This window comes from Aeromonas sp. MR19 (assembly GCF_963899305.1).
GTDB lineage: Bacteria > Pseudomonadota > Gammaproteobacteria > Enterobacterales > Aeromonadaceae > Aeromonas > Aeromonas bestiarum.
Map to the genome: position 1 here is coordinate 120,210 of NZ_CAWQWZ010000001.1, position 19,885 is coordinate 140,094.

The 19,885-nt window shown below is 61.4% G+C and carries 23 protein-coding genes; 7 read left to right on the top strand and 16 right to left on the bottom strand.

The genetic code is table 11. The annotated features are described in order from the left end of the window. Positions 1 to 3: 3 nt before the first annotated feature. The 3 genes from AACQ95_RS00535 to AACQ95_RS00545 all read right to left on the bottom strand — a co-directional run bounded on the left by AACQ95_RS00535 (position 4) and on the right by AACQ95_RS00545 (position 1,761). A complete protein-coding gene (locus AACQ95_RS00535; protein WP_241280171.1) occupies positions 4 to 546 on the bottom strand; it encodes a GNAT family N-acetyltransferase in 543 nt (180 codons plus the stop codon). Positions 547 to 578: 32 nt separating this feature from the next. Then, on the bottom strand, positions 579 to 1,016 hold the full coding sequence (locus AACQ95_RS00540; protein WP_241280173.1) for a GNAT family N-acetyltransferase: 438 nt from the start codon (positions 1,014 to 1,016) through the stop codon (positions 579 to 581). Positions 1,017 to 1,125: 109 nt separating this feature from the next. Beyond that, entirely contained in the window at positions 1,126 to 1,761 is a 636-nt protein-coding gene (locus AACQ95_RS00545; RefSeq protein WP_241280175.1) for a Vat family streptogramin A O-acetyltransferase, read from the bottom strand. Positions 1,762 to 1,997: 236 nt separating this feature from the next. Between AACQ95_RS00545 and AACQ95_RS00550 the strand changes: the two genes are divergently transcribed. Then, positions 1,998 to 2,579 carry a penicillin-binding protein activator LpoB gene (locus tag AACQ95_RS00550; RefSeq protein WP_241280178.1) on the top strand — a complete coding sequence of 194 codons (582 nt, stop codon included), beginning with the start codon at positions 1,998 to 2,000 and terminating at the stop codon, positions 2,577 to 2,579. 33 nt (positions 2,580 to 2,612) lie between these two features. Here the strand turns inward: AACQ95_RS00550 and AACQ95_RS00555 are convergent, their stop codons facing one another. The 3 genes from AACQ95_RS00555 to AACQ95_RS00565 form a co-directional block, all read right to left on the bottom strand. After that, positions 2,613 to 3,122 carry a hypothetical protein gene (locus AACQ95_RS00555; protein WP_043134946.1) on the bottom strand — a complete coding sequence of 170 codons (510 nt, stop codon included), beginning with the start codon at positions 3,120 to 3,122 and terminating at the stop codon, positions 2,613 to 2,615. Next, positions 3,119 to 3,532 (bottom strand): GNAT family N-acetyltransferase, encoded by a 414-nt coding sequence (locus AACQ95_RS00560; protein WP_241280180.1) that lies wholly within the window; start codon positions 3,530 to 3,532, stop codon positions 3,119 to 3,121. Before AACQ95_RS00560 ends, AACQ95_RS00555 begins: the two co-directional genes overlap by 4 nt. Positions 3,533 to 3,678: 146 nt before the next feature. Next, the gene (locus AACQ95_RS00565) at positions 3,679 to 3,996 is read right to left on the bottom strand and encodes a DUF6968 family protein (protein WP_103471742.1); all 318 of its coding nucleotides are present in this window, start codon (positions 3,994 to 3,996) and stop codon (positions 3,679 to 3,681) included. Between the two features lie 371 nt (positions 3,997 to 4,367). Between AACQ95_RS00565 and AACQ95_RS00570 the strand changes: the two genes are divergently transcribed. Then, positions 4,368 to 5,258 (top strand): sensor domain-containing diguanylate cyclase, encoded by an 891-nt coding sequence (locus tag AACQ95_RS00570; protein WP_241280181.1) that lies wholly within the window; start codon positions 4,368 to 4,370, stop codon positions 5,256 to 5,258. Positions 5,259 to 5,953: 695 nt separating this feature from the next. Next, a complete protein-coding gene (locus AACQ95_RS00575; protein ID WP_241280183.1) occupies positions 5,954 to 7,006 on the top strand; it encodes an amino acid permease in 1,053 nt (350 codons plus the stop codon). A gap of 66 nt (positions 7,007 to 7,072) precedes the next feature. Here AACQ95_RS00575 and AACQ95_RS00580 read toward each other — a convergent pair whose 3' ends face one another. Then, positions 7,073 to 7,711 carry an exopolysaccharide biosynthesis protein gene (locus AACQ95_RS00580; protein WP_042868709.1) on the bottom strand — a complete coding sequence of 213 codons (639 nt, stop codon included), beginning with the start codon at positions 7,709 to 7,711 and terminating at the stop codon, positions 7,073 to 7,075. Positions 7,712 to 7,958: 247 nt separating this feature from the next. On the opposite strand from AACQ95_RS00580, the gene AACQ95_RS00585 reads away from it, so the two are divergent. Continuing rightward, positions 7,959 to 8,579: an outer membrane beta-barrel protein gene (locus AACQ95_RS00585; protein WP_241280184.1), complete on the top strand. Its 621-nt coding sequence runs from the start codon at positions 7,959 to 7,961 to the stop codon at positions 8,577 to 8,579. Between the two features lie 23 nt (positions 8,580 to 8,602). On the opposite strand, the gene AACQ95_RS00590 is transcribed toward AACQ95_RS00585, so the two are convergent. Beyond that, positions 8,603 to 8,908: a monooxygenase gene (locus tag AACQ95_RS00590; protein WP_098980932.1), complete on the bottom strand. Its 306-nt coding sequence runs from the start codon at positions 8,906 to 8,908 to the stop codon at positions 8,603 to 8,605. A 121-nt stretch (positions 8,909 to 9,029) separates the two neighbouring features. Between AACQ95_RS00590 and AACQ95_RS00595 the strand changes: the two genes are divergently transcribed. Next, on the top strand, positions 9,030 to 9,398 hold the full coding sequence (locus AACQ95_RS00595; protein ID WP_241280186.1) for a winged helix-turn-helix transcriptional regulator: 369 nt from the start codon (positions 9,030 to 9,032) through the stop codon (positions 9,396 to 9,398). Here the strand turns inward: AACQ95_RS00595 and AACQ95_RS00600 are convergent. From AACQ95_RS00600 to AACQ95_RS00630, 7 genes are all read right to left on the bottom strand, one after another. Continuing rightward, positions 9,395 to 9,829, bottom strand: coding sequence for an N-acetyltransferase (locus AACQ95_RS00600; RefSeq protein ID WP_241280188.1), 435 nt, complete (start codon positions 9,827 to 9,829; stop codon positions 9,395 to 9,397). The two genes, AACQ95_RS00595 and AACQ95_RS00600, sit on opposite strands and share 4 nt — an antisense overlap. A 126-nt stretch (positions 9,830 to 9,955) precedes the next feature. After that, positions 9,956 to 10,528: a hypothetical protein gene (locus AACQ95_RS00605; RefSeq protein WP_043134959.1), complete on the bottom strand. Its 573-nt coding sequence runs from the start codon at positions 10,526 to 10,528 to the stop codon at positions 9,956 to 9,958. Positions 10,529 to 10,674: 146 nt separating this feature from the next. Then, the gene (locus AACQ95_RS00610; RefSeq protein ID WP_241280189.1) at positions 10,675 to 11,712 is read right to left on the bottom strand and encodes an acyltransferase family protein; all 1,038 of its coding nucleotides are present in this window, start codon (positions 11,710 to 11,712) and stop codon (positions 10,675 to 10,677) included. Between the two features lie 177 nt (positions 11,713 to 11,889). Further along, positions 11,890 to 12,510 carry a PepSY-associated TM helix domain-containing protein gene (locus AACQ95_RS00615; RefSeq protein ID WP_241280191.1) on the bottom strand — a complete coding sequence of 207 codons (621 nt, stop codon included), beginning with the start codon at positions 12,508 to 12,510 and terminating at the stop codon, positions 11,890 to 11,892. Positions 12,511 to 12,575: 65 nt separating this feature from the next. Continuing rightward, positions 12,576 to 14,618 (bottom strand): TonB-dependent receptor, encoded by a 2,043-nt coding sequence (locus tag AACQ95_RS00620; protein WP_241280193.1) that lies wholly within the window; start codon positions 14,616 to 14,618, stop codon positions 12,576 to 12,578. Between the two features lie 230 nt (positions 14,619 to 14,848). Further along, positions 14,849 to 15,763, bottom strand: coding sequence for an ABC transporter substrate-binding protein (locus AACQ95_RS00625; protein WP_043134964.1), 915 nt, complete (start codon positions 15,761 to 15,763; stop codon positions 14,849 to 14,851). Between the two features lie 132 nt (positions 15,764 to 15,895). Then, positions 15,896 to 16,960: a porin gene (locus AACQ95_RS00630; RefSeq protein ID WP_043134966.1), complete on the bottom strand. Its 1,065-nt coding sequence runs from the start codon at positions 16,958 to 16,960 to the stop codon at positions 15,896 to 15,898. 218 nt (positions 16,961 to 17,178) lie between these two features. Here AACQ95_RS00630 and glpX point away from each other — a divergent pair, with 218 nt between their 5' ends. Beyond that, complete coding sequence (gene glpX / locus AACQ95_RS00635) at positions 17,179 to 18,189, top strand: class II fructose-bisphosphatase (protein ID WP_043134967.1); 1,011 nt, start codon at positions 17,179 to 17,181, stop codon at positions 18,187 to 18,189. Positions 18,190 to 18,373: 184 nt separating this feature from the next. Next, positions 18,374 to 18,625 carry a YkgJ family cysteine cluster protein gene (locus AACQ95_RS00640; RefSeq protein ID WP_043556964.1) on the top strand — a complete coding sequence of 84 codons (252 nt, stop codon included), beginning with the start codon at positions 18,374 to 18,376 and terminating at the stop codon, positions 18,623 to 18,625. 92 nt (positions 18,626 to 18,717) lie between these two features. Here AACQ95_RS00640 and AACQ95_RS00645 read toward each other — a convergent pair whose 3' ends face one another. Then, positions 18,718 to 19,881 (bottom strand): heme biosynthesis HemY N-terminal domain-containing protein, encoded by a 1,164-nt coding sequence (locus AACQ95_RS00645; protein ID WP_241280195.1) that lies wholly within the window; start codon positions 19,879 to 19,881, stop codon positions 18,718 to 18,720. Positions 19,882 to 19,885: the final 4 nt, after the last annotated feature.

A 19,885-nucleotide genomic window follows, 5' to 3' on the forward strand; every position in this document is an offset into this window, starting at 1 on the left:
GATTCAGTCTATGGGCGTAAGCGAATAAATATATGCATCAATAGGCTGGTCATGAAGGAAGATGCGATTTCTTGCTCGGCATTCAAAGGTGGCACCTGAGGCGATGGCAACCGCTTCGCTGGCTGTGTTGCCAATTCCCATCACGATTTCCAGCCGAAATAGGCCCAACTGCTGAAAGCCAAAATCACGCAGCAGGGCGACTGCCTGTTGGGCTATGCCTTGGCCTTGTCGGGATTGTCTCACCCAATAGCCGATATTGCCGTAGCGATGATGGGGTGACAGCTGGTTGATGCCGGCGCCACCCAAGAGCTGGCTGGTCGCTGCGCAGAAGAGGCCCATATCGTAGGCTCGTCCCGCCTCGCGATCCTGATCGCAGGTGGCAAACCACTCCAGTGCGCTCTCCCGAGTAAATGAGTAGGAGCACCAGCTCATCCATTTGCCGACCGTTTCGATGGATTCGTGCGCCGCGCGGACAAACTCGTCGGCATCGCCCGATTCGAAGGGGCTAATAACGAGATTGGCATTGGCAAGCGGTTGGAATGTCATGGGCAGTCCTGCTTTTTCATTTGGATGAATGGTTAGGCCTTTTCGACGGCAACCCGCTTAAGCTCCATGCCAACACTGGCAGGAGCCGTGAGCGAGAAACCGAATTGCTGATAGAGTCGCGGAGCCTGCCCATCTGCCAGCAAGCTGACATAGCCTGACTCCGGCACTTCGCGGGCGATATAGTCCGCGATCTCCGCCATGATCTTTTTGCCTACACCTTGACCCTGATATTCAGGCAGGACTGCAATATCAACGACTTGATAAAATGTCCCGCCATCTCCGATAACTCGACCCATGCCGATTGCGGTCTGACCGCAAAATATCTGGACGGCAAACAGCGTATTGGGCAGGCCACGTTCTGCGGCCTCAATGGTCTTCGAGCTAAGTCCGGCTGCTGTTCGAAGATAGCGATAGGTTTCGACGGGCGGCGTTGAGTGGACGACAGTGAAAACGGGTGTTGGTGCGGTCATTCGGGTAACTCCATGTAGGGCCTGATTGAATTAAATTCGCATATCAAGGGTCTGGCCGCTGTGCTGCGATCTGATGGGTAGGTTCTCCTCGACGCTTCCAGATGGACAGCTATAAACCCATCCTCTCCAATTCCGTAATATCCCCGCCGCCAATCAGCTTTAAGTTCTGGCTGATCTGCTCTACCGGCCAGTTCCACCAGGCGAGGGTGTTGAGGCGGGCTATGGTGTCGTCATCGAAGCGGTAGCGGATCACCCTGGCTGGGTTGCCGCCGACAACGGCGTAGGCGGGTACGTCACTGGTGACCACGGAGCGGGCGGCGATAATGGCGCCGTTGCCGACCTTGACGCCCGGCATGATCAGCGTGTCATAGCCTATCCAGACATCGTTGCCGATGACGGTATCCCCCTTGTAAGGAAGCGTGCCCGGTGCGGGGGCGGCACTCTCCCAGCCGTTGCCGAAGATAAAGAAGGGGTAGGTAGAGAAGCCGGAGGTCTGGTGGTTGGCGCCGTTCATGATGAACTTGACCCCGCGGGCGATGGCGCAAAACTTGCCGATGATCAGTTTGTCGCCGATGAAGGGGAAGTGATAAAGGACGTTGCGCTCAAAGCCTGCCGAGTCTTCCGGGTCGTCGTAATAGCTGTAATCGCCCACCTCGATATTGGGCCCCTTGATGGTGTTCTTGATAAAGCACACCTGGGGAAAGCCCTTCATGGGGTGGGGGTTGGCGGGATCGGGTCCGTGCAAGGTGCTCTCCTTTCGAATCTGTCAGCACAATACCGTAAAGGAAGTTGATGAGGGTCTGCCACCTTTTTGTGGTGCAGCACCGGCCGGGTGCGGGTTGGCCAGGCTCTGTCGTCCCGTGTCATCTGGCGTATCGACCCGGGACGGGTTTGTCTCTAGCATGGAGCCAATGCGGGGCAAGGGCTCCGCCACGGGCTTTTGGTGAAGTCCGTCCTACGGACTTTTGGCGGAGAGAAAAGATGAAGCTGCGTTCCTTGTTGATGGTGGGTGCCCTGCTGCTGGGCGGCTGTGCGGTCAATCCCTACGGTGGCACTCAGGCCCCGGTCAGTGAACCGGACCAGCCAGTGAGCCAGCCGGACAAACCTGTTACCAAGCCGGATACCGGGGCGCCCCTGCCCAAGCCGGTGGCCCCGACCGGGCTGGCGCTGGCCATGGCGGATGCCTTCGTGCAGGCCCCCGAGGTGCGGGAGCTGGTGAAGAGCGGCAATCCCGTGCTGCTGCTCACCCCGCCCCGAGACGGCACCAATGACGAGCTCGATACCCGCACCATGGCGGCGGCCATGAGCAAGCGGATCCAGTCCAAAAGCGGTTTTCGCTTCGTCGATCCCGGTCAGGTCGCCGCCATCACGGGGCAGCTCGAGTATCAGCAGGGGGGCATGAACCCGGCATCCCTAGTGCGGCTCGGCCGCCAGACAGGTGCCGGTTACATGCTCTATGGGGATCTGGTGTCCGAGGGGAGTCGCTATCGGCTCACCATGAGCCTGATGGAGCTGCGCAGTGGCGAGCTGCTCTGGAACGGCAGCCGCTCCGCCAGCCACTGACGATGCCGAAGGGCTGGCAAGTTTGTCAGCCCTTCACTTTTTGGCCGGTGCAAGTTGGTTAAGGTAATCGAGCAGCGAGAAGGGATGTGCAAAGCCAGTCATCGCGGCCAGCCTGTCCAGCTCTATCTGTCCTACTTGCTGGAGTTGTGCCTGCTGGGCAGGCGTGAGTGTCGTGGCGCTTGTCTTGATCAAGGTATCTAGCAAGGTGCGGTCTCCCGCGACAGCCTGATGGAACGCCTTGAGCGCCAAGTCATCCACCGCTGCGGCGGTGCAGCGTTCCATGCTCTTCTCATGCAGATAGATAAGCACGGTCGCCTGTTGTTCCCTCTCCAACGACCAGAAACGATCCTCTTTGGGTGGCAACGCGGGCTTGTGCCGGGCCTTGCTCGCCTCACATCGTTCAAACGCCGGATCCAGATCGTGCAGCGACAGGGCCATGACACCTTGGCCTGTTGTCAGCAACAGGCACAGTGCACCCACGGTCCAGCTGATGAGCTTGGGTTTTGACTTGCCCTCAGTGGTGAGCGGGGACAGTGACTTCATGCCTGCTTCTTCAGAAAATAGGTGATATGCCCCGGCGGCATATCCGGCAGTTCGCCAAAGACGGTGTAGCCCTGTTTCTGGTAGAAGGGCAGCGCCTGGAAGCTGGTGGTTTCCAGATGAAAGTGGGTGATGCCCTGGTCGCGGGCATATTGCTCCATGGCGCCGAGCAGGCGGGCGCCCCAGCCATCCTTGCGGATGCGCTCGTCGATCCAGAGCCAGTCCACGTGCAGCCAGCCCCACTTGATATCGGCGAGGATGCCGCCCAGCACCTTGCCCTGTTCATCCTTGATAAAGCTGGCGATCCGCTCGCGCAGGTGCGTGCCCGCCTGGGCCGTGTTGTAGCCAGACAGGCCGATCCGCAGGGCATCGAGCTCCTCATCCTGCGGCGGTAGGGGTGGGGTCAGTCGCATATTGGCTCCAGGTCCATGAAAATAGCCTCAATAAATAATGGCTTGGACTCAATTTGGTCAAGCCCTCTGACCACAGAACCGGACATCCGCTATTGCCCTGTGACCCGTTTCGATGAGTAGATAAAGGCGTTGCTACCGGGGGCTCGTCAAATCTCGGGGAAATAGCAGGCGGCGATATCGACGGGCTGATCGGGGCAACCGGGGAGGTAGAATTGCCAGCCGGCGTCGGAGAAGGCACGCAGCTCGTTTTCGACGAATTTCAGGGCCAGGCTCAGGGCCTGCAGGGCGTCGACGCCATAGATGAAGGTCTTGTCGCTCAGCCCCTCCAGCTTCACCTTGCAGCGCCAGTCGCCACTGGCGGATTTGGGGTCCGGCTCCGGCGCCTTGATCGCCATTTTCAGGGTCACTTGTTCGCCTTCGATGCTCACGGCCTCGAACTTGGCGGTCACTATGCTCTTCTTCATCTGGATATCCTTTCTCCGCTTGCCCACAATCCTGTTTCGCCAAGGCGATGAGCATGAAATGGTGAGTCTGGACAGACAGCAACGACAGACTCAGGAAGGCCAGCCTAATGGAAGCGGGGGCGGGAAACAATCTGCGCACGCACGGCCTGTGAGGTGGCTTGAATATCCGCGTGCCGCAGCCGACGAGTCTGGCTTATTGCCTGTTTTTCATCCGACCCAAACTGACTGCGCATCTTATTTTCTTGAATGTATTGATTAATATCTATCAATGACAGGATCCGTTATTGGCCCAGAGCCAGCCTGGGGACGATAATCGGGATCAGGTGGCAAGTCTGGCGCTCGCTTCTCGGCAATCGGATTAAGGAAATGGTATGGCTCTCTCGGTCAAACAACTATACGAAGTGATGGCCCAGCTGCCTGATCCTGTCTTCATCCTGAGCGAGGATGGTTACTACATCGAATACATAGGCGGCGTGGAGCAGCAATCCTATCAGGATGGCAATCCGCTGGCGGGCAAGCGGCTGGCCGATGTGCTGCCCGCCGACATGGCGCAGTGGGTGATGGAGCAAGTTGCCCTGGCCCTGAGTTCGGGCCAGGTGCAGGTGGTGGAGTACGGCCTGGCGGCGGTGGAGGTGGTGGGGATCGATTCCTCGGTGGGGCCGCAGGGAGAGCAGAGGTTCGAGGGCAAGATAGCCCCGCTGCCATCTCGTTACGATGGCAAGCGGGCGGTGGCCTGGGTGACCCGCAGCATCACCCGCCAGTACGAGCTGCAGCAGCGGCTCAAGCTGCAGAGCGAGACCGACCAGCTCACCGGCCTCTACAACCGCCGCTTCTTCTTTGAACACTGCCAGCAGCAAAGGGTGAACCCCGAGTGCAGTGGCCTCATCATGCTGGATATAGATCACTTCAAGCAGATCAACGATCGCTTCGGCCATCAGCAGGGTGACAGGGTGTTGCAGCGTTTCTGCGAGTGCGTGGCGGCCCAGTTGCGGAGCGAAGACCTGTTTGTGCGCAGTGGTGGCGAAGAATTTCTGATCCTGTTGCCAAGGCTGGGTGAGTCAGAGCTATGCATGATAGCGGAGCGGATCCGTGCCGCCGTGGAGGCTCTGGCGCCTGATCCAGTGGCCTTCACCGTCAGTCTGGGCACGACTCTGGTGACGCCGGGGGAAGAGATCAACCTGGCATTGGCGCGTGCCGATGAGTGGTTGTATCGGGCCAAGCGGGCGGGGCGCAACCGGGTTGCTCATTGCCCGGCAACCTGATGACGGGGACTGTACTTGTTGCATGAAACAAGTTGATTTATATCGGTAAAATCCATCAATGACACCGATGTCAATTGGGTCGAAATATGACTCGCTTATTCCGATGATATTCCCGGTTTGATGGTGCTAATATTATCGGCCTGATTGCTGATTTTATTCATGTTGTTGGACAACGCGCAGAGGTTTTGTCTTATGTTATCAGCCGGGAATGAACTGGTCATATTGAGACCAAAATGATACATCTCATTGTCTTTTGAAACAATTCTATTCAAACAGTCATGAATTATTAACCTTGACCTTTATGGCGATTTCAACGATGGTAGCGTGACATTCCCGTTTCATATTGGCTGTCTTATTGACCGCTGGCGGGTTTGCTTTTTCTACAATCTGGTGATGTGCACAGACATATCACCCGCCTATTACACGGGCTAATAAAATAACAAAGATGACAGACAAATAAGGTGTATATCGCAATGAGTATTGCTATTGCTGAAAAGAAGAACCCAGCTTCAAAGTTGAAATGGGAGAAAAGTGATTCGGTATGGACCATGGGCTTATATGCCACTGCAGTCGGTGCTGGTACACTCTTTCTCCCTATTACCGTGGGCAGTAATTCCCCGGTTATTTTGCTGTTTATATTATTGATGGCATTCCCGCTATCTTATTATTCCCACCGAGCGCTGAGTCGCCTGGTATTGTCCAGCTCCCATCGGGAAGGGGATATTACCCATGTGGTGGAGGAGCACTTCGGTGCCAAGGCGGGCAAGCTGCTGATGCTGGTCTATCTGATGGCCTTCTACCCCATCATTCTGGTCTACAGCATCTCCATCACCAATGCCATCGAGAGCTTCATGGTGCATCAGCTGGGGGGCGCAGTGCTGAGCCGTGGCTGGCTAGTGCTGGCTGTGATGCTGGGTCTGCACCTGATCCTGCTGACCGGCAAACAGGTGGTGGTGTCGGCCATCAGCGTGCTGGCGCTGCCCATGGTCGCCTTCCTGCTCGGCATCTCCATTTATCTGCTGCCCCAGTGGAGCCTCTCCTATTTCACCGAGAGTCAGGCGGTGGAGTGGCGCGATCCCGCCTTCTGGAAATCCCTCTGGCTGATAGTGCCCGTGATGGTTTTCTCGTTCAGCCATGCCCCCATCATCTCCTCCTTTACCGCCGCCCAGAAGAAGCGCTGCCATGTGAGCGCCGACGTGCGCAGCAAGCGCATCATCAAGTGCAGCAGCCTGCTGATCTGCGGCAGCGTGCTGTTTTTTGTCATCAGCTGCGTGATGAGTCTGAGTCAGGCGGAAATGGCGTTGGCCCGCACCGACAATATTTCCGTGCTGTCGGCGCTGGCGAACAAGTTTTCCAATCCGCTGATCGCCTATGTGGGTCCGCTCATCGCCATTCTGGCCATGTCCAAATCCTTCCTCGGCACCTCCATGGGGGTGAGCGAGGGAACTGTGAGCATGGTGAGCGGTGCCTGTCAGGGGTTGGGGCTCTCCCTCAGGGAGACCACCATAGCCCGGGTCTCGTCCGTCATCCTGTTTGTCGTGACCGGGATCATCACCTATCTGAACCCCAATGTGCTGGACATCATAGAGAAGGTGAGCGGACCGCTGATCGCTGTGATCCTGTTCCTGCTGCCGGCCTGCTCCATCTATCGCCTGCCGGCGCTCGCGCGCTATCGCGGCCCCAGCACACTGTTCGTGATGGTGGTGGGGCTGCTCGCCATCTCGGCCCTCATCTACGATCTGCTCTGACGAGCGAGAGACGGCGCAAAACAACAGGGGCGACCACTTGGTCGCCCCTTTTTCATGTCCGCGTCGTCAGCTCAGCAGGGTCGAGACGCTCTGCCCCGCCATCAGCAGGCCTATGGCCAGCGCGCTGAACCAGACCAGGGTCGCGCTGACCAGCAGGTAGCCGCTGGCGACGAACAGGCCGTCCCGCTGCAGCATGCCGATGGCCAGCAGCAAGATGGCCCAGGCGGGCATGGCATTGGTGAAGGGAATGGCCCCGAGCGGCAGCATCAGCAGCAGGGCCGCCAGCATGAGCAGCAGGCCGTTGCAGCGGTTGATGGTGCCGCTGCCGGTCAGCAGCAGGAGGCGCGGGCGAATGAAGCGATCGATGCGGGCCAGCAGGTCGGCGCCCTTGTGCAGGGTCGGCTTGAGCTGATCGGCGGCGAAGCGGCGCTCCATCAGGATGGCGGGCAGCCAGGGCACCCGGTTGAGGGTGATGCCGATGCCGATAAACAGGATCAGCAGGCCAAACGGGGTGCTGACGCCCGGGATCGAGACCGGCAGCAGGAAGGGCACGGTGAGCAGCACGCAAAACAGCAGCATGCCCTGCTCACCCACCAGGGCCAGCATCTGGCGCAGGCTGATATGGCTCTCCTCGATGGCGTGGGCGGTCGCCCGCAGGGTGTCGGAGAGCTTGTGTTGTGGGTCTTTGAGTTGCGCGGCAACCATTCCCGTATGTCCTTCTGGTGACTTGAACCGGCTCACCATGAACCGGTTGCGCGCCAGCATACGTGGCAGAGGTTAATCCCCGATGAATAACGGCAGCGGCGATGAGCGGGGTGGTGGCGGGAGATGGTCGTGGCAACAGAGTGTGATCCTCCCTGCGAAAATGGGTTGATACAGGCCAGGTTTAGGATGGGGGTCAGGGGGCTCTGATATGCTTGGTGGGCACTGGTGCACAAGCAGAGGGATTGCGATGAAACGAGCAGGGATCATGATGATGGGGCTCTTGCTGCCGCTGGGGCAGGCCTGGAGCGCCGACGGCGAGGCTGGGCTTGGCTGGCAGGTGACGCCATTTTTCGGTTACAGCTCGTCCATCGACTTTGAGGCAAACGATGACCCGCAGCCCATGCCAGTCTCCACCCAGCTGCAATCCTTGCAGGGGGAGGGCTCCGGCAGCTGGGGCCTGTTCATCAGCAAGGAGGTGGATGACCCCGGCATGATAGAGCTGCTCTACAGCCACCAATCCACCCGCCTCTCCCCGGATCAGTCGGAGCGGCTGACGGTGGACACGCTGCACTTCGCCGGGGCCCTCACCCTGTCGGACAACCTGATGGCTCCCTACATAGGCGCCGGCATAGGGGCGACGCGCTTCGCCGCCTACGACAGCGAGGTGGCTCCCTCAATGTCGCTGGCGCTCGGGGTACAGCCGCGTCTGACCGAGCGTCTGGCGCTGCGGGCCGAGGTGCGCGGCTACGGCACCCTGGTCAACGACAACAGCCAGTTCCTCTGCAACCCGGATAACTGCGTGTTCAAGGTGCGCGGCGAGCTGGTGACCCAGTGGCAGGCCAATATAGGCCTGACCCTGAGGTTTTGATGCCAGCCCTGTGACGTGCCCTGTCAGGCAATGCCGCGGGTGATCCGGCTAAGGGGCTCGTTGACGTCGAACAGCTTGTACTGCACCGCGCTGGCGCCCATGGCGAGCACCCGCTGCTCGTGCATTGTCGCGTAGGCGAGGGCGCTGGCCTCATCCTCGAACAGATAGATGCCCCCCGCCTCGCCGGTGCGCGGGTTCTCGGTCCAGATCTTGGAGATGAAGCCCGGCTCCCGGCTGATGGACTCGGCCAGCGGCATGGCGGCGGCTGTCAGTGCCGGCCCCATCTGCTCGGCGGGGAAATTGAAATGGATTTGCAGCAAACTGGGCATGATGCACCTCTCGTGCGGATGGAGTGACAGAGTCCGCATCATAGGAAGCCGGCATCTTGTCTGCAAGAAGGCACCTTTTCGTGGCATAGTTACCGCAAAGTAACCACTCGCGAGCCATCACGTGTCCCCACTCCCTTGCCCCGCCTACCAGGTGCTGCGGCTGCTGACCGGTAAATGGAAACCGGCCATCCTGTTTCATCTGCGCAGCCAGACCCTGCGTTTTGGCGACCTGCGCCGCTGCCTGCCCGAGGTGAGCCAGAAGGTGCTCACCGCCCAGCTCAAGGAGCTGGAGAGCGACGGCGTCATCATTCGCACCCTCCATCCCGATGTGCCGCCCCGGGTGGAGTACGCCCTGAGCCCGCTTGGCGTCGCCCTGCTGCCCCTGCTCCAGCAGATTCACGACTTCGCGCTGAGCCACGCCGACCTGCTGGTGCGGGCCGGGGATGGCCCGGCGAGCGAGCCACACTCAGCCGCCATCGAACGGGGTTAGTCTGGCGCCGACCAGACCATCACCCACTCGGCGCAGCCGGTGTGGGGATCCCGTTGTTCACTCTCGATCTGAAAGCCTTGAGATAGATAGAAGTCGCAAGCGGCCAGGTTCTGCCGGTACACCTGCAGTCGCAGGGCCGGCCGCTGCCGTTTGGCGTGGGCCAGCAGGGCCTTGCCATAGCCGCGTCCCTGCTGCTGCGGGGCAACGAAGATGGCGGCCAGGGTCTCTTCATACAGGGAATAAAACCCCAGCGCAGAGCCATCTTGCCAGAGCATATAAGAGTCGGCGGCGGGCAGGTAGGTCTCCCGCATCGGCGCCAGGTTGGCGTGCCAGTAAGCCGGGTCGATGAAGTGGTGGGCCTGCAAAGAGGCTTCCAGCCAGATGGCGAGGACGGCCTCGGTGTCGGCCGGGGTGAAGGAGCGGATCTGCATGGGTGTCTCGTCTGGATTCGTCACAAGAGGGGTATGGTAACAGCGCCAGCCTGGCCGTCACCCGGCGGTTGGCCAAAGTGGCGCCCCCATAACAAAAAAGGCGACCCGCGGGTCGCCTGTTGCCGCTTAACCGGCGTAGGGGAGGGAGGAGTGGTGCAGCACTATGCGCACCTTGCCGTCGTCCCCCTTCTTGAAGCCCCAGGTCTTGTCGACCGTGGTCTCCTTGTTGTCCCTGTCTATCAGGTGAACCTTGCCCATGGTGAGGGCCATGTCGCCGTTGATGTAGACGGCGGCGTTGTCGTAGTTGTAACTTTTCCAGTTCTTGAGGGCGAAGCCGGTGTCGGCGGGGTAGGCCTGATTGTTGCCGACGAAGTAGGCCAGCGCCCCCTCCTGGTTGAGGCGGAAGGTCTGTTCGCCCCCGGCCAGGGTGGGCTTGAACAGGACAGGGCCATTGTTGTAGCCGTAGGCGCTGTCGAGCACGGCAGTGGCCGTCGTTTTGGCCTTCGCTATGCCACCGCTGCGGTAGTCATCGCTGATCTGGATCAGGGCCTTGCCCCAGGCATCCTGCGCGGCCTTGATCTCGGCTTCGGTGATGTTGTTGTTGGCAATCTCGGCGGCGCTGAGGGAGCCGCTGGCGGCGAGCAGAACGAGGACAAGGCCGGATTTCTTGGTGAACAGCGTTTTGGTGAACAACGTCATGGGATGATGACTCCTGGGTTCGCGTTTAAGGAGACCCGGAGTTTATCTATCCGCGATGAATAAAAATTGAACCAACCGTTCAGCCACGAGCAGGGAGGGATCGGCATTGCTCCCGTCTCCTCTCCCTCCGTTTCAGATGTCTCTCGTCAGCGGGCGCGCAGCAAGCTACGGCTGGCCGGGGTTGCCGCCAGCAGCCGATAAGCGAACAGGGAGAGGGCGAGCAAGGCCGGTACCTTCAGCAATTCCCACCAGAGCAACTTACCCTGCGGGCCAAAGATCATCAGCCACACCACCAGCATCATGTGCAGGCAGTAGAGGCCGAGCACTTTCGGAGCCTGGCGTTCCAGCCAGCTGCCTTGGCCCCAGCCCGGGTTGGCCAGCAACAGGCCGAACAGGCCCAGGCCCCAGAGCAGCGAGCCGAGCAGGAAGTCGTGGCGACTGAGGGGCACCGAGGCCCAGTGCAGCAGGCCCCAGGCTTCCAGAGTGTAGAGTGCCATCCCCACGATCAGCAGCAGGGCGCTGCGCTTGGCATCCGGCTGCCAGGCGCGAAAGCGCAGCTCGGCGCCCAGCGCCACGAACAGCAGCGAGAAGAAGGGGCCGTTGCGGGTCAGCAGGGCCCACTCCCCCCCCAGCAGCGGCTGGCCATAGGAGCCGCCGAGCAGGGCCAGCAGGTAGAGCAGCACACCGAGCACCAGCGCCAGTCGGGGCAGCCCAATCCGATGACACAGTGCCTGCAGCAAGACCGCCAGCATCAGGGCCGGCAGGAACCAGAGATGGATCATGCCGCCCACCCACCAGGCGTTGAGAGGATCCCCCAGCTGCATCTGCCACTGGCTCGCCATGGCAGGCAGATAGCCGTCGCTCAGTGCCGCCGGCGGGTTGAAGGGGATCAGCAGATAGAGCAGGCTCCATAACAGCCAGAGCCCCAGCAGGGGGCGGCAGTAGCGCAGCGCCACCGCCATGGGGTTGCCTGCGGCGAGGGCGGGTTGCAGAAAGTAGCCGGCGCACAGGAAGAAGAGCGGCACCGCGAAACGGCACAGCTGGTTGATGACGCCCCCCAACCAGAAGTAGAGGGTGCCGTCCCACAGGGCGGGATCGAACGGATTGCTGAAGGGGGAGAGGTGAATGGTCATCACGGCCATGATGGCCACTACTCGCCCGCACTCTATGCTGGAGATGCGCATGATACCTCTTGGCGCCAGGAATTCTGGCCGCACCCTAACAGCCGCGAGCGGCCCCCATCCAGTCATGGCGCCGACAAGTGTGACCCCCATCGGCACCCGCTTACCTTTTGTTACCTCGGGTGCGGGCAAGGTTACCCCCCGTGGGCGCCGGATCTCGTTTTGGTGTCGGTAAACGCGCTAGAGCAGGGCAATCAGCACAGTGGCGAGGGCCCCGAGCAGCAGCAGGGCTATGCCGCGACCGGCCGGGCCGTGCAGCTTGTTCCACATCAGCAAACTGGTGAGAGCCAGCAGCAACATGGCCAGTGCCGCCATATCGCCGAACAGCTGCCAGGAGAGGCCTGTGCCCATGCCGCGATGCAGCCGGTTGAGGCTGGCGGCGAAGTTGGCCTGTTGCCGCTCGGTGCGCACCAGCAGAGTGCCCTCCACATAGCTGGCGGCCAGGCTCTGGCTGAGGGTGATGCCGCGCATCTCCCAGCGGGCCGGCAGTGTGAGGGGGCCCGCCGGGGTAGGCAGGGTCTGCGCCGGGGTGATCATGGCGCGGCCTTCCTCGAAACTGTCCGGGTAGTGTTGTTGCAACAAGGTTTTCAGCTCGTCCGGGCTGGCCAGCGGCGCGTCCAGCCCTATCTCCTCGCTCGACTTGGCGGTGTGGGGGCCAGGGATGGGCAGCACGGCCCTGTGTTGCAGCCAGAGGCCGGTCAGGCCGTAGAGCAGCATCAGGGTGAGGGTGGCAAAGCCGGCCCAGGCGTGGATGCGGCGCACCCACTTGTTGTTGTGAAGGGGGAGTCTTCTGCGTTTCATCGGTTGCGCTTCATAAAAATCTGGCCAGCGAGGGCTGGCCAGAGAGATCAGGGAAGAGGGTGGGATCAGAAGCGGTAGGCGGCGCTCAGATTCAGCTGACGGGGCGTGCCCGGCATGATCTGGGAGGCGCTGGTGGCGCTGACGAAGTAGTCGTGGTCGGTCAGGTTCTCCACGCTCAACTGGGTTTCCCACTGTTGCCAGCGGTAGCCGGCGCGGGCATCGAAACGGGCATAGCCGGGCAGCGTGGTGGTGTTGGCGTTGTCGGCGAAGCGATCGCCCACCGCAGTCACCCCTGTCTCGCCGAACCAGCCCTGCTTGCCGCTCTGGTAGCCGGCGAACAGCTGGCCGTTCTGGCGGGAGACGTTCATCGGCCGCTTGCCCTGCAGATCCGCATCCGCCTTGACCTGCTCGGCGTCCTGGATGGCGATGCCGCCGCGCAGGTAGATCTCGTCGGTCAGCTGGGCGCGGGCGCTCAGCTCTATGCCCTCGGTGCGTTGCAGGCCGGTGAGGATCACCTTGGTGGGATCCAGCGGATCCTTGCTGCGCTTGTTGTACATCTCCAGCCGGTAGACGGAGAGGGTGGTCGCCAGCCGGCCATCCAGCCAGTCGCTCTTCACGCCGCCCTCGTACAGCCGGGTGTGCTGGGGATCCAGACTGTTGTTCTTGTCGCCCGGAGTGATGCCGATCAGCTCGCCGCCCACCGGAGTGAAGGTCTTGCTGTAGGAGGTGTAGAAGGCGTGTTCCTCGAGCGGATTCCATACCAGCCCCAGCCGCGGGCTCAGGCTGGTGACAGAGACGGTCTCCTCCTTGTTGAGGTCGTTGCGGCGGCTGGTGACTGTGAAGTCGTCGCGGCGCAGGCCGCCCAGCAGATGCCAGTCGCCCAGGCTGAGCTGATCCTGCAGGTAGAGACCGTAGCCGCGCACCTTGTGGTTGGCGTCGCTGGAGAGCTTCATGGCGCCATCATAGGTGGGCAGTGAGCCAGGATCGTAAAGGTTGCCGGCCGGGATCGCGGTGGCGTTCTGGTAGAGCTTGGGGGTGCGCTCCTGCCAGTTCTGCTCGAAGCCGATTAGCAGGCGATGCTCGACGGGGCCGGTCTGCAGCTGGCCTTCGGCCTCGGTGTTGCTGATCAGGCTGTTGGCCTTGAGATCCTGCTGCCAGCGGGAGCGGGTCACCTGGTCGCCCTTGACGCTGGTGACATAGGTGTTGTCGAACTGGCTGTCGAGGCTGGTGTAGCCCAGCTGCTGGCGCAGCTGCCACTGATCGTTGATGTCCCAGCTGAGGCGGGAGCGGGTGGACTGGGCCACATCGTCGATGAAGTCGCGGCGAGTGTCGCTGTAGACGTACTCCTTCGGCACGTCGGCCGGGCGGCCATTGACGCCGGGGATGCCGCGATCCGGGGTGCGGTCGTGCTCGTTGCGCTCGTACTGCACCAGCCAGTTCAGCCTGTCGCTGATCTCCCAGTTGACGGAGGGGGCCAGCAGGGTGCGCTTGCTGGTCACGCCGTCGCGGAAACTGTCCTTGTCCTCCTGAGCCAGGTTGAGGCGCAGCTGCACCCGTTCACCCGCCTCGCCGTTGAGGTCGGCGGCCAGCCGCCGGTTGTCGAAGCTGCCGACCAGGGCGCTGACGCTGGACTCCTGCCCCTTCAGCGGCTTCTTGCTGACCCGGTTGATGATGCCACCCGTGCTGCCGCGGCCATAGAGCACGGCGGCCGGGCCCTTGAGCACCTCGACCCGCTCTATGTTCCCAAGGTCGCGGGTGTACTGCATGTCATCGCGAAAACCGTCCAGATAGAAGTCGTTGCTGGCGCTGAAGCCGCGGATGTTGACGCCATCGAAGCGGGTGTCGCCGCTGGCGTTGACGCCCGGGATGCCGGTCAGGGCCTCGCTCAGGGTGGGCTGGCCGAAGGCGGTCAGCTCGCTGGCCTTGACGGTGTCGATGGCCTGCGGCACCAGCTTGGCCGGGGTGTTGGTACGGGTCGCGGTGGCGACCTCTTCATGCTGGCTGCGTTTGCCGACGACCGTCATGGTCTCGTCTTCGGCACGGGCGCCGGCACTCAGGGCCAGCAGAGCGACGCCCAGCAGGGCGCGTGGGTGATTGGGTGTGTACATGTTGCGTGTTGACTCTTGAGGAAGCGACCTGATGGTCTGAACTTATTGATTTATTTATAATTATTGGTTTCTCTCCTGCGAGAGGATGCTAATGATATTGATTTTCATTAGCTCTGCAACATAAAGATGTGATGAACATTGGCAAGGGGATCGGATGGAGCGCAACGGCCGGCAGCGCCGTGCCACTGGGTGTCAGGGGCGGTTTGGGGCCCATGGAGGAGGCCGGGTGGTCAGCGGCCCTGGGTGCCCTGGTTGTCGGCGGATGCCAGCTGCTTGCCCAGCACCAGCCGGGGGGCCGGATCCGTCTGCAGTGGAATGTCTTGCAGCGGCGTGCCCTGCAGGTTGCGGTGGATGATGTTGGCCGTCATCCGGCCCAGGGTTTCATAGCTGCTGATGGTGCCGACGGTGCAGCCGTGCTCGACAAACAGCTCGGCGCTGCAGATGGTGGGGATGCCCGCCTCGTTGAGGGCGGCCAGCAGCTCGGGGGCGATGGAGAGCAGATAGCTGTCGGCGGCGAGGAAGACGATGCGCTGACGGGCATCCTGTTGCAGACGCTTGAGCTCGCCGGCCAGCCGCCGCTTGTCAGGCGCTATGCGCCAGGTGGTGAGATCCCATTGATAGCGTTTGGCTTCGCGCAGCAGCAGTTCACCGGTCAGCAGGGTGTTCTGCTCGCGGGGGTTGAAGGGTAGCAGCAGTCCCTTGTCGGTGGGCAGGTGCTGGCGGGCGTTGGCGAGCTGGAGCGCCATGGGCACCAGGTTGCTGGTGCCGGCCACCATCCGGTTGTCCGCCTTGTCTTCCGACAGGATCCCGGCCCCGACGGGGTCAGACACTATGTTGAAGATCAGTGGCTTGCGATCGCCGATCAGACTCCTGACCATGGTCGTGGCCGTGGTCCCGAAGCAGTAGATGTAGTCGTAGTCGGCGAGGGAGGGCAGCAGTTGCTGACGCAGCTGGGTCGCGAAGGCGGCGCGATCCTGATTGGCGTTGAAGGTGACGAAGGTGGGTTGATGGCCGAGCCGGATCAATTCGGCACGAAAGCCCCGTTCGGCATCCGTTTCGCCGCGCCACAGCACCATGGCGATGGTCAGCGCCTGAACGGGAAGGGCGAGCAGCAGGCAGCAGCAGATGAGCAGGCGTAACGGCATGATGATCTCCTCTTCGTGGTTCTGTTGAGCCTAGATCATGAGCCGGACGGCGGCTGGCCTGCATCCCTTTGCGGGCCAACAAAAAGCGCGCCGGCATAAGCCGGCGCGCTGTTTTCTGACTGAGAGCCGAGATTAGAAGTCGTAACGGGCTGCCAGCTGGAAGTCATCCTTGACGTTGAGCTTGCCGCTCTCCTGGCTGTCCAGGTTGTTGATGCGGTACTCGCCGATGACCCGCAGGTTCTTGTTGAACTTGTACTGGGCGCCCAGGGTGTAGTAGTCGATGGAGTCGTAATCGCTCTTGCCGTCCTGCTCCACCTTCTGCTTGTTCCACAGCGCCATCAGGCCGAAGCCGTTCTCGAAGTTGTAACCGAGTGCCCCTTCCCAGCCGGTGTGATCCTTGCCGGTGGCCAGGAAGTCGGTGCCGTCCGCATAGCTCAGGGCGGCATAGACGGCCTTGTTGTCGTACTTGGCGGAGAGCAGCCACAGCTTGGCATCCTCTTCTCCGTTCTTGTCGCGGATACCCACGTTGTAGGCGGTACCCAGCGCCAGGTTGAACGGGAAGGTGTAGGCCACGGCGGCGCCGTAGGCGGCATCGCTGTCCTTGCTGGTGGTCTCTTCGGTGTCACCGCCATCGAACTTGTAGCTGGTGTCGACCTGGAAGCCGTTGAACAGACCCGAGTATTTCAGCACTGAACCGGCGCGGTTGGTGGCGAAGGTATCTGTCTTGGCGCCGAGGGCTTCGTTGCCGTAGCCATCGGAGAGGGAGACGTCAGTCCAGTCGGCCAGGAAGCCGGGGGCCCCCTTCTGGCGACCGAAGGTGATGTTGCCCCAGTCGGCGCCGACACCGGCGAACGCCAGACGGGTGCGCAGGTTGTCGGAGTTCTCGCTGATGGTCTTCTCGCTGTCGTTGATGTACATCTGCACTTCGTACTGGGCCAGCGCCTTCAGTTGGCTGTTGATCTGGCTATCCACCTTGGCGCCGAAGCGGACAAACTGGTTGGCGCCCTGCTTGTCGCTGTACTCCTGGGTGCCGTTCGGATGGGTGGTGTCGACCCCTTCCTTCTTGTCACCGAAGAACTGGCCGGCATAGATGCGGCCGTACAGATCCAGGGTGGTGGTGTCATTTTTATAAACTTCAACGGCTTGTGCCTGGAAGGCCGCGGTGAGAGCCAGTGCCACTACAGTCAGCTTTTTCATCTTAATCCCTTGTGTTGCAAGCTTTTGTTTTAAAGACGGGGCCATGCTAGGCGAGGGGGATGACAGCGGGGTGACACTCAAGTGACGTGTCGGTGGCGATTTGATGTCAGTTTGGTGAAGGGCCGTGATTTGTGTGGCGATCCGCCACTTTTGCGCGCAAAGGTTTGCCCTTGTGATAGAATGCCGCCCGTTTTCGAGCTCCAAAGGTTGGATATGCGATGAGACGTGAACTGGCAATCGAGTTTTCCCGAGTGACGGAAGCGGCTGCACTGGCTGGCTACAAGTGGCTCGGACGTGGTGACAAGAATATCGCCGATGGGGCGGCCGTAGCGGCCATGCGCCATATCCTCAATCAGATCCAGATCGATGGTGAGATTGTGATCGGCGAAGGTGAAATTGACGAAGCCCCCATGCTCTACATAGGCGAGAAGGTGGGCACGGGTCTGGGCGACGCCGTGGATATCGCGGTCGACCCGATCGAAGGTACCCGCATGACCGCCATGGGCCAGGCCAACGCCTTGGCCGTGCTGGCAGTCGGCGACAAGGGCTCCTTCCTCAAGGCGCCCGACATGTACATGGAAAAACTGATCGTGGGTCCCAAGGCCAAGGGTGCCATCGACCTGGATCAGGCCCTCGAGCTGAACCTCAAGGCCGTGGCCAAGGCGCTGGGCAAGCCGCTCTCCCGCCTGACCGTGATCACCCTGGCCAAGCCGCGTCACGACAAGGCTATCAAGGAGATGCAGGGACTGGGCGTGCGGGTGTTTGCCATTCCCGATGGCGACGTGGCCGCCTCCATCCTCACCTGTCTGCCGGACAGCGAAGTCGACATGCTGTATGGCATCGGCGGCGCGCCGGAAGGGGTGATCTCGGCGGCGGTGATCCGTGCGCTGGATGGTGACATGCAGGCTCGCCTGATACCCCGTCACAAGGTCAAGGGCGACAGCCCGGAAGTGCGTGCCTTGGGCGAGCAGGAAATTGCCCGCTGCGAGGCGCTTGGCATAGACCTGAGCAAGGTGCTCAAGCTGGAAGACCTGGCCAAGAATGACAACGTCATCTTCTCGGCCACCGGCATCACCAAGGGTGATCTGCTGGATGGCATCACCAGCGATGGCGTCATGGCGACCACGGAAACCCTGCTGATCCGTGGCAAGTCACGCACCATTCGTCGCATCAAGTCGATCCACTTCCTGGATCGCAAAGACAGCGTGGTGCGCGACATCATTCTCTGATGAGAGTGGGTTGAACCTGCTGTTGCAACATAAAAAGCCCGACCGCTGCCGCCGTCGGGCTTTTTGTTGTCTGCGGGCTGACAGAGCCCCCTGACTGGCCACTATTTCACGGGCGCGGGGGATAAGGCTAAGGGGAATCGCGGCCCTTTGATAGACTGGTTCGCCACGCACAGGAAAGCGTTACATGGAATGTCGTCAAGGTTGTGGAGCCTGTTGCATTGCCCCCAGTATCAGCAGTGCCATTCCGGGCATGCCCGCCGGCAAACCGGCCGGGGTGCCCTGCGTCCAGCTCGATGTGCGGCTGGGCTGCAAGATCTTCGACCAGCCGGATCGCCCTCTGGTGTGCAGCGGTTTTAGACCCATGCCGGATGTGTGCGGCTATCACAGGGAGGAGGCCATCTGGCTCATAGGTGAGCTGGAGCGGCTGACGGCATAAGCGGGCTGCGGCGTACAATCAGAGCAGAACAGATAAAAGAGAGGCCGCAATTGCGGCCTCTCTTGTTGGTGCTTCTGGCGCAGGGACCAGGATCAGACATCGGCCAGTTGCAGGGCCTGCCGATAGTATTCGTTGGCCTTGTTGGTGAGCCGGCGCTTGTCCATTACCTGGCCGAGGGCGTGGTAGACGGCGGCACTCGGTGCCTTGGCCACAGCCTGCTCCAGCAGTCGCTGGGCTTCGTCCAGCTGGCCGGCCAGCAGATAGGTCTGGGCCAGTGCGGCGTCGACACCCGGCTGATCCTGGATCTTCTGCAACAGGGTCAGCATGGGCTGGTAGTTGTCGAGCTTGAGTCTGGGCAGGCGGGTCAGCAACTGGGGGGAGACCTGCTTGCGCAGCGCATCCAGCCAAAGCTCGGCGGCTTCGTTGTCGGCACCGAGCTGACGCAACCGATCCCCATAGCAGGCCAGCAGATCCGGATCCTGGCGCAGCTTGCGCGGCAGATCCTGCCAGACAGGGCGCAGGGTATCGAGGGCGTCGCTGGCGGCTTTGAGCCGGCCACGCCAGGCCTGATGCAGCAGATCCTCTTCCTGTTTGGGGGTCAGCTTGCCCACCTTGTGCAGGGCGGGGATGAGGTCGATGAGGGCCGCCCAGTCCTCGCGCGCCAGGTGTACCTGACGCAGCTGATCCAGCACCATGGGGTGGCGCGGATTGAGGGCATAGACGGATTCCAGCATGGCCAGCGCCGTATCGTACTGGCCCTGCTCTATCTGCAACTGGGTCTGGGTCAGGGTCAGCGCCAGCTCGGCCTTGGGGTTCTCCTCCTGCGCTTTTTGCAGGTATTGATCCCGGCGCACGTCATCGCCACGGGCCTGGGCGGCCTTGGCGGCGCTCAGGTAGTTGAGCAGCGGTGTGTCGCTGTTGCTGGCGCCCTTGAGCATCAGCTTCTCGGCCTGGCTGTAGTGACCTTCGGCCATGGCCAGGGTGGCGGCCACGGTCTGCTGGTTGGCCTTGCGGCGTCGACGTGAGCCGTACCAGCCCAGCGTCTTGCGACGCAGGCCGAACACCCGGCCCAGCACCCACTCGACGATGAGCAGGGCGCCATAGAAGAGCACGGCCAGGATCACGGCGCTGGTAACCGAGGACTCCACCGTGTAGTTACCCAGGGCGATCAGCACATACCCCTTGTTGCCGGAGGCTTGCGGACCGAATATCAGCCCCGCCACCATCACGGCCACCAGAACAATCAGACGAATCATGGTG

Coding starts and splice junctions, on each gene's coding strand:
- AACQ95_RS00535 (WP_241280171.1), bottom strand. CDS start 546: ATGACATTCCAACCGCTTGCCAATGCCAATCTCGTTATTAGCCCCTTC.
- AACQ95_RS00605 (WP_043134959.1), bottom strand. CDS start 10,528: ATGACGTTGTTCACCAAAACGCTGTTCACCAAGAAATCCGGCCTTGTC.
- AACQ95_RS00550 (WP_241280178.1), top strand. CDS start 1,998: ATGAAGCTGCGTTCCTTGTTGATGGTGGGTGCCCTGCTGCTGGGCGGC.
- AACQ95_RS00620 (WP_241280193.1), bottom strand. CDS start 14,618: ATGTACACACCCAATCACCCACGCGCCCTGCTGGGCGTCGCTCTGCTG.
- AACQ95_RS00565 (WP_103471742.1), bottom strand. CDS start 3,996: ATGAAGAAGAGCATAGTGACCGCCAAGTTCGAGGCCGTGAGCATCGAA.
- AACQ95_RS00580 (WP_042868709.1), bottom strand. CDS start 7,711: ATGGTTGCCGCGCAACTCAAAGACCCACAACACAAGCTCTCCGACACC.
- AACQ95_RS00615 (WP_241280191.1), bottom strand. CDS start 12,510: ATGAAACGCAGAAGACTCCCCCTTCACAACAACAAGTGGGTGCGCCGC.
- AACQ95_RS00555 (WP_043134946.1), bottom strand. CDS start 3,122: ATGAAGTCACTGTCCCCGCTCACCACTGAGGGCAAGTCAAAACCCAAG.
- AACQ95_RS00610 (WP_241280189.1), bottom strand. CDS start 11,712: ATGCGCATCTCCAGCATAGAGTGCGGGCGAGTAGTGGCCATCATGGCC.
- AACQ95_RS00540 (WP_241280173.1), bottom strand. CDS start 1,016: ATGACCGCACCAACACCCGTTTTCACTGTCGTCCACTCAACGCCGCCC.
- AACQ95_RS00640 (WP_043556964.1), top strand. CDS start 18,374: ATGGAATGTCGTCAAGGTTGTGGAGCCTGTTGCATTGCCCCCAGTATC.
- AACQ95_RS00625 (WP_043134964.1), bottom strand. CDS start 15,763: ATGCCGTTACGCCTGCTCATCTGCTGCTGCCTGCTGCTCGCCCTTCCC.
- AACQ95_RS00560 (WP_241280180.1), bottom strand. CDS start 3,532: ATGCGACTGACCCCACCCCTACCGCCGCAGGATGAGGAGCTCGATGCC.
- AACQ95_RS00585 (WP_241280184.1), top strand. CDS start 7,959: ATGAAACGAGCAGGGATCATGATGATGGGGCTCTTGCTGCCGCTGGGG.
- AACQ95_RS00645 (WP_241280195.1), bottom strand. CDS start 19,881: ATGATTCGTCTGATTGTTCTGGTGGCCGTGATGGTGGCGGGGCTGATA.
- AACQ95_RS00600 (WP_241280188.1), bottom strand. CDS start 9,829: ATGCAGATCCGCTCCTTCACCCCGGCCGACACCGAGGCCGTCCTCGCC.
- AACQ95_RS00590 (WP_098980932.1), bottom strand. CDS start 8,908: ATGCCCAGTTTGCTGCAAATCCATTTCAATTTCCCCGCCGAGCAGATG.
- glpX (WP_043134967.1), top strand. CDS start 17,179: ATGAGACGTGAACTGGCAATCGAGTTTTCCCGAGTGACGGAAGCGGCT.
- AACQ95_RS00570 (WP_241280181.1), top strand. CDS start 4,368: ATGGCTCTCTCGGTCAAACAACTATACGAAGTGATGGCCCAGCTGCCT.
- AACQ95_RS00630 (WP_043134966.1), bottom strand. CDS start 16,960: ATGAAAAAGCTGACTGTAGTGGCACTGGCTCTCACCGCGGCCTTCCAG.